This window comes from Vibrio sp. 2134-1 (assembly GCF_033339495.1).
The window spans coordinates 1-509 of sequence record NZ_JAWOUS010000995.1 but is presented as its reverse complement, the minus strand read 5'-3'; the positions used below and the strand labels follow the sequence as shown (position 1 = coordinate 509).

Genomic DNA, 509 nt, shown 5'->3' with positions numbered 1-509 from the left:
ACTGTTTAATTTTGTCGTCACGATAAAAAATTCTATGAGGTGTATGTGTCTAGTCCCACTCTTACCGACAAAGTATCAAAAATGATCTGTCAGGATATCCTGACTGGTGAGCTAAAACCTGGTCAAAAACTTGTGGTTGCAGAGCTAAAAGAGAAATACAACGTAGGTGCCTCCCCTATTCGCGAAGCATTGGTTCAGCTATCGTGGAGCAAATACGTCAAACTCGAGCCGCAAAAAGGCTGCTGGGTTGCACCAGTGTGTAAGCATGAGTTGAATGACTTGTATGAAAGCCTACGGATGACGGCTTCATTTCTATTGAAAAAGGCGATCATGACAGGTGATGAGAACTGGGAACTGGACGTCCTAACTTCATACCACAAACTATCTAGAGTGAATCTCGACCAAGGCTTTTGCTGGAGAGAATGGGAAGAACGCCACTATCACTTTCTTGAAGCGTTGCTTGAGGGGGCGAACTCGCACAATTTGTTTACCTTCTTCCGAGATATTTT

At 43.8% G+C, this 509-nt stretch carries 1 protein-coding gene; it reads left to right on the top strand.

From position 1 onward, the window contains the following. Positions 1 to 81: 81 nt before the first annotated feature. Positions 82 to 509 (top strand): GntR family transcriptional regulator (locus tag R7R78_RS29665; RefSeq protein ID WP_263856362.1); only part of this gene is annotated, 428 nt, incomplete at its 3' end.